Origin of the sequence: Pseudonocardia sp. D17, from assembly GCF_036984265.1 — a bacterium.
Lineage (GTDB): Bacteria > Actinomycetota > Actinomycetes > Mycobacteriales > Pseudonocardiaceae > Pseudonocardia > Pseudonocardia benzenivorans.
The window spans coordinates 1-12,780 of record NZ_BPRG01000198.1 but is presented as its reverse complement, the minus strand read 5'-3'; the positions used below and the strand labels follow the sequence as shown (position 1 = coordinate 12,780).

Here is a 12,780-nt window from a genome sequence, read left to right as displayed (position 1 = left end):
GCCGTCGTCGGCCCGCCGCCGTTTCGTCAGGCAATCGCAGGGTGCCGTCCTGAACCGGGCGCGGGGAGTCCGGGTAGCCGTGGAGCAGGGCCACATCGGACCGGTCGCGGGGGCACCGCGACGGGATCGTGGCACGGCCCGCCATCACGACACCGCGAGGAGATGAGGACGGCAATGCCGAAGGTCGCCGACTACGTGCTGCAACGGCTGGGTGAATGGGGCGTCCACCGGATCTACGGTTACCCCGGCGACGGGATCAACGGGTTCCTCGGCGCACTCGACCGCGCGGACGGAGACCCCGAGCTGATCCAGCCGCGGCACGAGGAGATGGGTGCGTTCATGGCCGGCGCCCACGCCAAGTTCACCGGTGAGCTGGGCTGCTGCATCGCCACCTCCGGCGGCGGCGCGATCCACCTGCTCAACGGCCTGTACGACGCCAAGCTCGACCATCAGCCGGTGGTGGCGATCGTCGGGCAGCAGAAGCGGTTGTCCCTCGGTGCCGCGTTCCAGCAGGAGATCGACCCGACGGTGCTGCTCACCGACGTGTCGGAGTTCGTGCAGACCTGTATGCACCCCGCCCAGGCGCGCCAGCTGGTGGACCGCGCCTGCAAGGTCGCGCTGTCCAACCGCACCGTCGCGACGATCGTCTTCCCGGTCGACGTCCAGGAGGAGGACGCGCAGCCGTCCCCGCCGCGGACCCACGGTGCCGTGTACACCAGCGTCGGCTGGACCCGGCCGAGGGTGATCCCGCCCGACACCGAGCTGGCGAAGGCCGCGGAGATCCTCAACGAGGGCTCGAAGGTCGCGATGCTCGTCGGTCAGGGTGCCGCGGAGGCCCAGGACGAGGTCGTCGCCGCAGCCGAACTGCTGGGGGCGGGAGTCGCGAAGACCCTGCTCGGCCGCGAGGTGCTGCCCGACGACCTGCCGTACGTCACCGGTCCGATCGGCCTGCTGGGCTCGACGGCGAGCTACGAGCTCATGAAGGACGCCGACACCCTCTTCATGATCGGGACGAGCTTTCCCTACGCGGAGTGGCTGCCCGAGGAGGGACAGGCGAAGGCCGTCGAGATCGACATCGACGGCCGCATGATCGGGGTGCGCTACCCGGTGCAGGCCAACCTCGTCGGGGACTCGCGCGACACCTTGACGGCCCTGTTGCCGCTGTTGCGACGCAAGGAGGACCGGTCCTGGCGGGAGAAGATCGAGAAGGAGGTCGAGCAATGGTGGCGGGTCCTCGACGACCGCGCCCACGAGCCCGCCGACCCCGTCAACCCGCAGCTGGTCGCCTACGAGCTCTCGTCGCGGCTGCCGGAGGACGCGATCGTCACGACCGACTCCGGCTCGGCCACGAACTGGTGGGCGCAGTACCTCAGGCTCGGCAGGGGGATGCGGGCCTCGCTCGCCGGCACGCTGGCCACCATGGGCGCGGGTACCCCCTACGCCATCGGCGCCAAGTTCGCGTACCCCGACCGTCCGGTGATCGCGCTCGTCGGGGACGGCGCGTTCCAGATGAACGGGATGGCCGAGCTCGTCACCGTCAAGCGCTACCTCGACCGGCTCACCGCGCAGAACCCGACACTGGTGTTCTGCGTGTTGAACAACCAGGACCTCAACCAGGTCACGTGGGAGCAGCGGGCCGAGTCCGGCGACCCGAAGTTCATGGGCACCCAGTGGATTCCCGACGTCCCGTACGCCGAGTTCGCGAAGCTCCTCGGGTTCGAGGGCATCAAGGTCGACGACCCGGCCGACCTCGGCGCGGCCTGGGACCGGGCGCTCGCCGCCAACGGGCCGTGCGTGCTCGAGGTCGTCACGGACCCGGAGATCCCGCCGGTGCCGCCGCACATCAAGAAGGAGCTCGGCAAGAAGTCCGCCATGGCGATGATGAAGGGCGACCCCGAGGAGGCCGGGGTGATCACCAAGGGGGCCAAGCAGAAACTGCACGAGTTCACCGAGTCGGTGAAGGACGCGATGCCGGGGAGGAACGAGTGACCACCACTGTCCCGGCCCGACCCGACCCACGGTTCGCGGGCGGCATGGTCGCCACCGCGAAGATCAACACGAAGGGGCTGGAGCAGCACCTGCGCCGGCACGTCACCGGGGAGGTCCGTTTCGACACGGCGTCCCTGGCGATGTACGCAGGCGACGCGTCGAACTTCCGGCAGGTACCGGTCGGCGTCGTCGTGCCGAGAACCCTCGACGACGTCGTCGCCACGATGCAGGCGTGCCATCGGTACCGCGCGCCCGTCGTGTCCCGGGGCGGGGGCACGAGCCTTTCCGGCGAGACCGTGAACAACGCCGTCGTGATCGACTTCTCGAAGTACCTGACCCGGGTCGAGGACGTCGATGTGGAGAACCGCCTGGTCACCACCGAGACCGGGGTGATCAACGAGCAGCTCAACAAGGTCACCGGACGCGCCGGGCTGGTGTTCGGGCCCGACCCGTCGTCGCACTCGCGGTGCACCATCGGCGGCAACATCGGGAACAACTCGTGCGGCGTCCACTCGGTGCAGGCCCGCCACTACGGGCCGGGCCCGCGGACGTCGGACAACACCCACGCCCTGGAGGTCGTCACCTACGACGGCGAACGCTTCTGGGTCGGTGTGGACGAGGAGGACCGGCTCGACGAGATCATCGCCGCCGGCGGGCGCAAGGGCGAGATCTACGCGAAGCTGCGGGACCTGCGCGACCGGTACGCCGACGACATCCGCGCCGGCTACCCGTCGGTGGACGTGCTGCCGCGCCGGGTCTCGGGCTACAACCTCGACGAGCTGTTGCCGGAGAACGGGTTCAACGTCGCCCGCGCCCTCGTCGGCACCGAGAGCACGTGCGCGATCGCACTACGGGCGGTCCTGATGCTCACGCCCGCGTTGTTCCAGCGGACGACCGTGTTGGTCCAGTACCCGGAGCTGGCCGAGGCGGCGACCCACGTCCCCGAGATCATGGCGTGGAAGCCGATCGGGCTCGAGGCGCTCGACGAGCGGCTGATCGAGGACGAGCAGCTGAAGAAGATCAACCTCGGAGGGCTGCACGAGCTGCCGCGCCGCCGCGAGGGCGGGGCCTGGCTCATGGTCCAGTTCGGCGCCGACACCACCGACGAGTCGGTGGCCCGCTCCCGGGCGTTCGTCGACTGGCTGCGCGGGGACAAGGGCTACGACGACGACCGCATCCGGGTCGCGAAGAGCGTGCAGGAAGGGGGCAACAGCGAGACCCTGTGGGCCATCCGCGAGGGCGGCCTCGGCTCGACCGCGTTCCCGGCCGACGGCGACCACTGGCCCGGTTGGGAGGACTCGGCGGTCCCCCCGGAGAAGGTCGGCGCCTACATCCGCGAGCTCGACGCGCTCTACGACCGGCACGGGCTGCGCGGGGCGATGTACGGGCACCTCGGCGAGGGCTGCATCCACTCGCGGATCAGCTTCGACCTGCGCACCGCCGAGGGGATCCGCGACTACCGCGCGTTCATGGACGACGCCTCCGACCTCGTCACCCGCTACGGCGGCACCCTCTCCGGCGAGCACGGCGACGGCCAGCAGCGCGCCGAGCTGCTGGAGAAGCAGTACGGCCCCCGGCTGATTCAGGCGATGCGCGAGTTCAAGGCGATCTGGGACCCGGACGCGAAGATGAACCCGGGCAAGGTCGTCGACGCCTACCGGATGGACGAGAACCTCAAGCTGGGCACCGACTACAACCCCTGGCGTCCCGAGGTCCGGTTCGCCTACCCCCAGGACGACGGCGACTTCGCGCACGCCGCGCTGCGCTGTGTCGGGGTCGGCAAGTGCCGCGACCCCGAGCCCGCGCAGACCATGTGCCCCAGCTACCAGGTGACCCGCGAGGAGAAGCACACCACGCGCGGACGGTCCCGGCTGCTGTTCGAGATGCTGCGCGGCGAGGTCATCACCGACGGCTGGCAGTCGAAGGAGGTCGCCGACGGCCTCGAGCTGTGCCTGGCCTGCAAGGGCTGCACCAGCGACTGCCCGGTCGACGTCGACATGCCCACGTACAAGGCCGAGTTCCGCTACCACCACTACAAGTCGTGGCGACGCCGGCGCAACCGCCACGCCTACGCCTTCGGGTTCATCGACCAGGTCGCGCGGCTCGCGTCGCGGATGCCCGAGCTGGTCAACCTCGTGACCCGGACGCCCGGCCTCGCCCACGTGGCCAAGCTCGCCGCCGGGATCGACCTGCGGCGCCCGCTGCCCCCGTTCGCGTCGCAGACGCTGCAGCAGTGGTTCGCCGAGCGCGGCGGCACCCGGAACCCGGACGGGCGTCGGGTGGTGCTGTTCCCGGACACCTTCACCAACCATCTGCACACCGATGTCGGGGTCGCCTGCGTGGAGGCGATCGAGGCCGCCGGCTGGCGGGTCGTCATGCCGCAGGTGCACGTGTGCTGCGGGCGCGCGCTCTACGACTACGGGTTCCTCGACGTGGCCGACCGCTACCTGCGCCGCGTCCTCGACGTGCTCCGCGACGACATCCGGGCCGGCACGCCCGTCGTCGGGATGGAACCCAGCTGTCTGGCCGTCTTCAAGGACGAGCTGCTCAAGATGCTCCCGCACGACGACGACGCGCGGCGCCTCGCCGGGAACGCCTACCACTTCGGCGAGTTCTTCACCCGCTTCGACATCGACCCGCCCCACCTGGACGGGAAGGCGCTGCTGTGGGGGCACTGCCACCAGCGCGCGACCGGCGGCATCGACCCCGACAGGCAGGTCCTGGAACGCATGGGGCTGACCGTCGAGCCGCTGAGCGGCGGCTGCTGCGGCCTCGCCGGCTCGTGGGGCTTCGAGGCCGGCAAGTACGGCATCTCGATGGAGTGCGGCGAACAGGCGCTGCTGCCCGCGGTGCGGGCCGCCGACGCGGCGACGGTCGTCGTCGCCGACGGGTTCTCGTGCCGCACCCAGATCGACCACGCCCGGACCGGACGGACCGCCCTACACCTCGGCCAGGTGCTGGCCGCGGCGTCGGGCACGGACGCGGCCGCCCGTGCGGACCAGGCCGCCGGGCAGCCGCCACCGCCGCAACGACCGCGCGGTCGACGCGCGGCGCGGGCAGCGCTGCCGCTCTCGATGGCCGCTGCCGCGATCTCGGCGGCTGCGATCGCCGCGGCGCTCCGACGCACGAGCCCGGGAGGTGCCTGATGACGGGCGGAATCGTCGTCGTCACCGGCGGCACGGCGGGAGTGGGCCGGGCGGCCGTCCGGGAGTTCGCCGCCGCCGGATACGACGTGGCGATCCTCGCCCGTGGTGCGGCCGGTCTCGAGGCCGCCGAGGAGGAGGTCCGCGCCGCGGGCCGCCGGGCGCTGGCGGTCGCCGTCGACGTCGCCGACAACGAGGCCGTCGACCGGGCCGCCGCCCGGGTCGAGCACGAGCTCGGCCCCATCGACGTCTGGGTCAACTCGGCGTTCGCCGGGTCGCTCGCCTACTTCTGGGACACCACCGACGAGGAGTACCGGCGGATGACCGAGGTGACCTACCTCGGCCAGGTCAACGGCACCCGGGCCGCGCTCGCCCGCATGCGCGGCCTCGACGAGGGGGTCGTGGTCAACGTCTGCTCCGCGATGGCCTATCGCGCCATCCCGTTGCAGTCCGCGTACTGCGGGGCCAAGCACGCGGTGAAGGGGTTCACCGAGTCCGTGGCGACCGAGCTCGCGCACACCGGGAGTCGGGTGCGGGTGTGCATGGTCCAGCTTCCGGGCGTCAACACCCCGCAGTTCAGCTGGAACCTCAACAAGATGCGGCATCGTCCACGCCCGGTGGCACCGGTGTTCCAGCCCGAGCTCGCCGCTCGCGCGATCCGGTTCGTCGCCGAGCACCGGCGGCGCAACATCTGGGTCGGCATCTCCACCGCCTACACGATCCTGGGCGAGCGGATGGCTCCGCTGCTGGTCCGCGCCTACCTGGCACGAGCAGGCGTCACGGGTCAGCAGAGCCGGGCCGACCTGCCGCGGCACGGGGCGAACCTGTTCGTCCCTCGCGACGACGACGCGGATCGGGGCGCGCACGGCGCCTTCGACGACGAGGCCCGGTCCCGCGACGTCGTGCTGTGGGCCTCGATGCACCGGACCGCCCTGGCCGTCGGCTCGGCCGCGGCCGTCCTCCGGCTCCGTCGCGCGCGGCGACGGCGTCGCAGCTGACGGGTGCATCCTCGTGCCGCGCGGGGGCGGGGTCAGTCGGCGAGGCGGGCGGCGGCCTCCAGCAGGGCCGCGTGCACGAACGCCTGCGGCAGGTTCCCCCGCATCTGACGCTGGACGACGTCGTACTCCTCGGAGTACAGCCCGGGCGGGCCGCACGCCGCTCGGTTGCGCTCGAACAACCGCATCGCGCCCGGCACGTCGCCCTGCTGGTGCGCGGCCATCGCGGTGAGGAAGCCACAGAGCAGGAACGCCCCCTCGGCCTGGTCGAGCGGACGCCGGTCGTGCCGGAACCGGTACACGTAGCCGTCGCGACCGAGCTCGTCACGGATCGCCGAGAGCGTGGCGACCGAGCGCGGGTCGTCCGCAGGTAGCGCCCCTCGCAGCGCCGGGATCAACAGTGCCGCGTCGACCCGCGGGTCCTGCGGCGTGCGCTGCCAACGCCCGGACGGATGCAGCGAGTCGGCGGCCGTGGACGCGACGATGCGGTCCGCGAGGGTGTTCCATGCGGCGGCCTCGGACGCGGGCACGGCGGCTGCCGCCACCTGACGTAGACCGGCCGCGCACACCAGCCTCGAATGCGTCCAGCGCTGGGCGTCGAGCTCCCAGAGTCCCGCACCGGCGTCCTGCCACCGCTTCTCGACCGCCGCGACCGCGACGCCGATCGCCCGGAACCGCTCGGCGTCGAGCCGGTCGTGGCGCGCCGCTGCGGCGAACAGGAGCAGCGCCTCACCGAAGACGTCGAGCTGGAACTGGTCGCGTACGTGGTTGCCGATCACGTTCGAGCCGCCGGGATAGCCGGGGAGGTCCAGCTCCCGCTGCGGCGGGACGGCTGTCCCCGCGGCGGTGTATGCGGGCATCAGGTCCGGGCCGTCGGTGAGGACCCGCTGCGCGACGAAGTCGACGGCGGTGTCGAGCAACGGGTGCGGCCCGGCGGCCGCCACCGCTTGACCGGCGAAGCACTGGTCGCGGACCCAGACGTAGCGGTAGTCGTAGTCGCGGCCCTGGTCCGCCCGCTCCGGCAGGCTGGTGGTGGCCGCCGCGACCATCCCGCCGGCGCCGGTGGTGAGGCCGCGCATGACCGCGTACGCGTGCCGCGCGTCCCGGTCGGCGACGGTGTGCCCGAGATCGGGCAGCGTCTCCCGCCAGCCGGTCTCGGTCGCCCCCCACGCCGATCCGGGGTGCGGCGGTGGCCGGTCGAACTCCCGGTCGGACAGCTCCAACACCAGGTCGTGCCGCTCTCCCGGGGAAAGCCGCAGCTGCGCGCGCAGGGCACCGGACTCCCCGTCGAACACGGCCCGCGGAGCTCCGCTCCACCTGACCCGCAGCGCTCCGCTCCGTCCGGTCCACACCCCGTCGCCCGATCGCCGGACCCCGGAGAACGACGCGTGGCCGAAGTCGGCAGCCGGCGCGAGCAGCGCCGCCACGTGTGCCTCGCCGCGGACGGCGGACAGCTGCCGCAGGATCACGGCGCGGTGCGGGTCGCCGGGGAACGCGAGTGCCTCGCGGCACTCGACCACCGCGTCGTCGTCGGTGATCCAACGCGATCGCCAGATCAGCGAACCGTCCTCGTAGTAACCGCCCCACACGAAGCGCTGCAGTGGGGCGACCGAGTAGCGGCCCCGGCCGCCGAGCAGCGTCGACAGGACCGCGGGCGAGTCCCACCGGGGTGCGCACAGCCACGCGATGTCGCCGTGCGGATCGATCAGCGCTCCTCGTTCACCGTCGGCGATCAGCGCGTACTCCCGCAGTACGTGCGGGGCCGGTTCTACGCATGCCTCCACCGTCGCTCCCTCGGCGTCGTCCTGTCCGTCGCTGTCCCTCTTCGAGGGGGCTACCCGAAACGGTCACCCGGCCGCGGGACCGGGACCTTGCGACCTGCTGACGACTGGCCGCATCCCCGGCGGCGAGGAAGCGCCCTCGGCCGGCCGAACCGGATCCGGGGCCCGCGAGGGATCGACACAGCTGTCCCGCAGGCGACGGCTACCCGCCGGAGCCGACGAGCTTCGCGTGGCGCCCTTCGACCGACGCCGCACGACCGTCGGGCCCCTCGTGCCCGGCTCCTCGGCCGGCCGCTGTCAGTTGGGGGAGGTCGACAGGCTCGGGCGCTGGACGAGACCGATGTAGAAGTCGTCGATCTCCCGCACGGCGGCGGCGAAGTCGTCGAAATCGACGGGCTTCGCGACGTAGGCGTTGGCGTGCAGGTCGTAGCTGCGCACGATGTCCTCGTGGGCGTGCGAGGTCGTCAGGATCACGACCGGAATCGGCGCGAGATCCGGGTCGGCCTTGAGCTCGGCGAGCACCTCCCGCCCGTCACGGCGGGGCAGGTTCAGATCGAGCAGGATCAGATCCGGGCGGACGGCGTCCTGGTGCGGCGCCTCGCGACGAAGGTAGGCGATCGCCTCCGCGCCATCGGTGACGAGCTCGAGCCGGGTACGGGTGCGCCCCTCGAGAGCCTCACGGGTCAGGAGTGCGTCGCCGGGATCGTCCTCGACGAGAAGAACGGTGACATGGGTCTGATCGGTCACGGGATGCGCGCCTCCGCCTGGAAAGGATGCGCGTGAGCCGATGGCTTCAGCGGAGGCGCAGGAACCGCAAGTCTGGCACAAGGGGCGGCAGATCGTTGGCCCTGCGACCACTGAGGCCACCGATTTCGCCCACCGCTCACCCGACGACTCCCTGTGCCCGGCCGAGCGAGCCGGCCGGCCTACCCGGGACAGGGCGGTCGGGCCACGTGCGGAGTCCGATCGGCCGAGCCGGAGTCCCGCTCCACGGGAGCCGATCGGCGGGAGCCGACCCGGAAGCCGTGAGAGGGTGGGGCGCGCGGAACCGTCGCCCCGCGTCGCGCCCGATTGCGTTCAGACCTCGACGGACCGGGCCTCCAGATCAGTTCCGGGCCTTCTCCGCGAGCTCCTGCAGGAAGCCCGGCAGCCGACCTGCGCCGAAGTCGTGAAAGCGCGCCCACGCCGGGACGATCGCGATCCGGGCCATCCGCTCGTACATCCGCCGGCAGTTCCGCTCGAACTCGTCGGCCGCCTCCGCGCCCATCGACTTCCGCGCCGCCGCGACGTACTCCGGCACCAGGCCGTCGACGATCCGGACCTCCGCCCGACCCCTGATGGACAACGACTGCGCCGACCCGGGCGTGCCGCCGCCGTCGATGGCCAGCGCAACGTCCGGGCGAGCGCGCACGGCCGCGACCTTCGGTGCGGTGTCGGCGGTGGAGACCACGAACTCCTCGCCGGTCCAGAAGTAGCCGACCGGGACGACCCGCGGGGTACCGTCCCTGCCGGTGTAGGCGAGGTGGGCAGCGGAGGTGGCGTCCAGCAGCGCCTGGGCGGCGGTGAGCTCGGTCAGCACGTCCTGTCGTTCCATCGTGGCGATCCTCCCTCGGTGCGGCTTTCGTCGCGATCCTCCGGGGACGGAGCCGACCGTGGATTCTCGACATCGAGCGACGACGCCGGTTCGGCGCGGTCGGACGGGCCGGTGACCACTCAGGTGGCGGGCTCGACGATCTTCCAGTAGGAGTCCTTGCGGATCACCTCACCACCGCGGAACTCCCAGTGGTCGCAGCCGCGGACACACACCTTCTCGCCGTCGGCCCTCGTGCCGGTGAGGAGCCATTCGGAGACGCCGAGGTCGCCGCTGACCCAGTGTCGGTCCTCGCCGTAGTGCACGTCGGGCAGTCCCGCGAAGCGGGTGGCCAGACCCGCCCGCACGGCGTCCTTGCCGGTGAGCCGCTGCCCCCAGGGCTCGGGCCCCCTCGGCATGTCCAACGAGCAGTCCTCCGCGAAGAACTCCATGATCGCGTCCAGGTCGTGTGCGTTGAACGCAGCCGTGATCGCCTTCAACGTCTCGACGGACGCCTCGCTCCGTTCTGTCATCGCCGCCTCCCCACCGTTGTGTCGGGTGAAATGGGAGGGTAGGCCCTTCAAGCGGCCTATCGGGCCAGATCTCGGCTCGGCTGATGTCAGATCGCCGCCGCGCCATCGAAGGGCGATCCCACGTCACGGGAGGGCGCACTACGACAGCCCGAATTTCCGGCTGGGCAGATTGAACAACCGACTTGTCGCTTATGGGCGGCCGAACAGCGTGCAGCCACAGGCGTACAAGAAGATGCCGAGGCGGTGCTCGGCCTCGGCATCTTCTGCAGTGCCCGTTACCGACGGTCGCGGCCCGCCCGGTACGCGATCCGACCAACGACTAACGCGATCGTCAGGAAGGTGAGGAATCCCGGCCACCAACCCATGATCGAGTTCACGTATACACCGGCGAACGTGGGAAGTACGAGCAGCGCCACGGTAAGGATGAGCGTGGGTGGACCTTTACCGCCTTGGGCTGGATGCATACTGGGGCTCCTGTCGCAAGCACTTGCCGTGCGGATCGATGGGATTGGAGGGGCCCAGGCACGCCAGGCTGTGGGCTCCTCCTCTTTCGACTCAACGCCGACGTGTCGACGGACTCGAGAGATGTCAGCAAGCTCAGGTCGTGGGGCACCACCTCCCGCTAGGCCGCCCACACGCGAGGCTGGCCATTCATCGCAGAGAACTGCCCGCTCAGCGCGGAGGCTTGACCGTGCGTGAAGGTTTTGACACCCAGGGTGTACGGTGCTGTCCCACACGACAAGCGGCCTGACGAGTCTTGCTTCATGAAATTTTCACGATCACAGCTACTCTTGGTAGTGATCTATACGCCCATGTGAGTTACGAACGCCCGACAGATCTGAGAGGTCTGCAATCGCACCACCGAGCGACCGACATGGGCCGTTGGTAGTCCGGCGACGACTGGGCTCGCGGCTCAAGGCGCTGCGCGAGGACCGAGACGTGCGCCTGACTGAGGCCGCTAAGCGAATCGAATGCTCGACCTCAAAATTGAGTCGGCTTGAGCGCGGAGAGGGAATATTCAAAGAGATCGAAGTTCAGGCGCTCCTCGACCTGTATCGCGTCAAGGACGAGAAGGACCGTCAGCGAATACTACGCTGGACCCGCGATTCCAAGGCCACCGTTTGGTGGCAGCGGTTCTCAAACGTGGTCGCCGAGGACCTCGAGCTGTTCATTGCCCTTGAGGCCGAGGCTCGGGAGATTCGCTACTTCTCATACACCTTCCTACCCGGGCTGTTACAGACGCCGGCGTACGCCACAGAAATGATCTCTCAGTATGCAACTGACAATCCAGTGCTGGTCAAGAAGCTTGTCGACCTCAGGCTCGCACGTCGCCACATCCTCGACGATCGAAACGCGGACGAGAGGGTCCAACTGAAAATTGTTCTCGCAGAGGAACTCCTCCACCGAGAACTCTCGCACCCGTCGATCATGCGCGGCGAGCTCGAACTACTCCTCAACCGCGCGAACGATCCGAACATCGAGTTACAGGTTCTTAGGACTGCAACACCTCGGCGCATCGCCAATGCGACGTTTACTCACTTCATCCCGTCGGACCCCGACGACTGGGAAGTCGTGAACGAGGAGGGGAATTTCCTCGATCATTGGTACGAGACGGACGACGCGATCGAACGGTTTCGCGATATTTGGAACGATCTGATGCGCATCTCCATTGGAGGTGCTCACGCCCAGGACATAATCAGAGACGTTCTGCGACAGAAAAGAGAGGAATGATGAGTTTCAAAATGATCGCTCCCCCGTACCTTCGAAGCTCTTTCTGCAACGGAAATGGCTGCGTGGAGGTTGCCGCCACCGACGACGGCATCTGTGTGCGCGATGCGAAGAACACGTCGAACCCGGCGCACGTGTTCTCGGTAGCCGAGTGGGATGCCTTCGTCGCCGGCGTCAAGGCGGGCGAGTTCGATTCAGCAATTTTGGCCGCCCGGCCGGCTTAGTCTGCGCTCCGGCAGGCTGCCCGATGCGTCCGAGTCCTGTCTCGGGCAGCCACCCCGGGGTCGACGAACTTCACCACCCAACGGTTGCCCAGGCAGTCACGGCACTTCACCGGCTCGCCGCTCCACTGCTCGACCTCGATCGTCACGTTGAGCTGACAGAGTCGTGACGGCTGGACGAACACACAACGAGCCACGTTGGCCAGGGCGTCCGCATCTGACAACCTCTGGGTCGCCATTTGCTCAAATGGCTAATCTCTGCCCGCGATGGCGCCGTCTTACCGGTCTCAAGCGCCGCCCTCGATCAGCGGTTTAGGGCACTCGTCCTCGCGATGGGTGATTGCGGCTCCCATCTAGATCGTAGCCCTCTCGAGGGTACAGAGTCCGTAGTGTCCGCGCTGCGTCCGACTCGGAGGAATCGGGGTTTTCGAGTGCGCGGACGAGTCGTACCTTAGGGTGAGAAGCTCACCGTCCTGGATTCGTCTCGCTGATAACGTCGTAGCGGCTTGATGGAGATGGGCCAACTCTCGTCCTCGCGGCCATTACGACGCCGGGCATTCGCGCCGTCAGGCCGGCGACCGCCCGATGGTCCGACTCCCGTACGTCTCACATATCGGTGCCCGCGCTGGTAAATCCGTCGCCGAGCAGTTCTTGACCTTTTGCAGCGTCCGCTAGTTCCTGTCCATCTTGTGAGATTCCCCGATCGGTACATGACTCGGTCCAAGATCAGCGAACTCGAACCGTGCCACGATATCCGGCTCTTCGCAGATGAGGGTGTAGAGGGCGTGGGCGCGTCGCTCGTCGGATAGGGGTCGAGGTC

Annotated in this window: 9 protein-coding genes; 5 read left to right on the top strand and 4 right to left on the bottom strand. The window is 69.4% G+C overall.

What is annotated here, in order from left to right:
• Nucleotides 1-174: 174 nt before the first annotated feature.
• Genes PSD17_RS26200 through PSD17_RS26190 form a run of 3 tightly spaced genes read left to right on the top strand, consistent with a single transcriptional unit; the run spans nt 175 to nt 6,130 of the window.
• Nucleotides 175-1,989 (top strand): thiamine pyrophosphate-requiring protein, encoded by a 1,815-nt coding sequence (locus tag PSD17_RS26200; RefSeq protein WP_339124997.1) that lies wholly within the window; start codon nt 175-177, stop codon nt 1,987-1,989.
• Nucleotides 1,986-5,135 (top strand): FAD-binding and (Fe-S)-binding domain-containing protein, encoded by a 3,150-nt coding sequence (locus PSD17_RS26195; protein ID WP_339124996.1) that lies wholly within the window; start codon nt 1,986-1,988, stop codon nt 5,133-5,135. Before PSD17_RS26200 ends, PSD17_RS26195 begins: the two co-directional genes overlap by 4 nt.
• Nucleotides 5,135-6,130 (top strand): SDR family oxidoreductase, encoded by a 996-nt coding sequence (locus PSD17_RS26190; RefSeq protein WP_339124995.1) that lies wholly within the window; start codon nt 5,135-5,137, stop codon nt 6,128-6,130. The genes PSD17_RS26195 and PSD17_RS26190 overlap by 1 nt, the downstream gene beginning before the upstream one ends.
• Before the next feature lie 32 nt (nt 6,131-6,162).
• On the opposite strand, the gene PSD17_RS26185 is transcribed toward PSD17_RS26190, so the two are convergent.
• The 4 genes from PSD17_RS26185 to PSD17_RS26170 form a co-directional block, all read right to left on the bottom strand.
• Complete coding sequence (locus PSD17_RS26185) at nt 6,163-7,911, bottom strand: glycoside hydrolase family 15 protein (protein ID WP_339124994.1); 1,749 nt, start codon at nt 7,909-7,911, stop codon at nt 6,163-6,165.
• Nucleotides 7,912-8,205: 294 nt separating this feature from the next.
• On the bottom strand, nt 8,206-8,655 hold the full coding sequence (locus PSD17_RS26180) for a response regulator (protein ID WP_013678042.1): 450 nt from the start codon (nt 8,653-8,655) through the stop codon (nt 8,206-8,208).
• 358 nt (nt 8,656-9,013) lie between these two features.
• Nucleotides 9,014-9,502, bottom strand: coding sequence for a pyridoxamine 5'-phosphate oxidase family protein (locus tag PSD17_RS26175; protein ID WP_013678043.1), 489 nt, complete (start codon nt 9,500-9,502; stop codon nt 9,014-9,016).
• 119 nt (nt 9,503-9,621) lie between these two features.
• Nucleotides 9,622-10,011: a nuclear transport factor 2 family protein gene (locus PSD17_RS26170; protein ID WP_013678044.1), complete on the bottom strand. Its 390-nt coding sequence runs from the start codon at nt 10,009-10,011 to the stop codon at nt 9,622-9,624.
• A gap of 882 nt (nt 10,012-10,893) precedes the next feature.
• Between PSD17_RS26170 and PSD17_RS26165 the strand changes: the two genes are divergently transcribed.
• Together PSD17_RS26165 and PSD17_RS26160 are read left to right on the top strand one after the other, a co-directional pair.
• Nucleotides 10,894-11,742: a helix-turn-helix domain-containing protein gene (locus PSD17_RS26165; protein ID WP_158703567.1), complete on the top strand. Its 849-nt coding sequence runs from the start codon at nt 10,894-10,896 to the stop codon at nt 11,740-11,742.
• Complete coding sequence (locus PSD17_RS26160; protein ID WP_339124993.1) at nt 11,739-11,963, top strand: DUF397 domain-containing protein; 225 nt, start codon at nt 11,739-11,741, stop codon at nt 11,961-11,963. Before PSD17_RS26165 ends, PSD17_RS26160 begins: the two co-directional genes overlap by 4 nt.
• Nucleotides 11,964-12,780: the final 817 nt, after the last annotated feature.

Excerpts from the sequence above, each read along its gene's own strand:
- PSD17_RS26200 (WP_339124997.1), top strand. The coding sequence starts at position 175 with ATGCCGAAGGTCGCCGACTACGTGCTGCAACGGCTGGGTGAATGGGGC.
- PSD17_RS26160 (WP_339124993.1), top strand. The coding sequence starts at position 11,739 with ATGATGAGTTTCAAAATGATCGCTCCCCCGTACCTTCGAAGCTCTTTC.
- PSD17_RS26190 (WP_339124995.1), top strand. The coding sequence starts at position 5,135 with ATGACGGGCGGAATCGTCGTCGTCACCGGCGGCACGGCGGGAGTGGGC.
- PSD17_RS26175 (WP_013678043.1), bottom strand. The coding sequence starts at position 9,502 with ATGGAACGACAGGACGTGCTGACCGAGCTCACCGCCGCCCAGGCGCTG.
- PSD17_RS26170 (WP_013678044.1), bottom strand. The coding sequence starts at position 10,011 with ATGACAGAACGGAGCGAGGCGTCCGTCGAGACGTTGAAGGCGATCACG.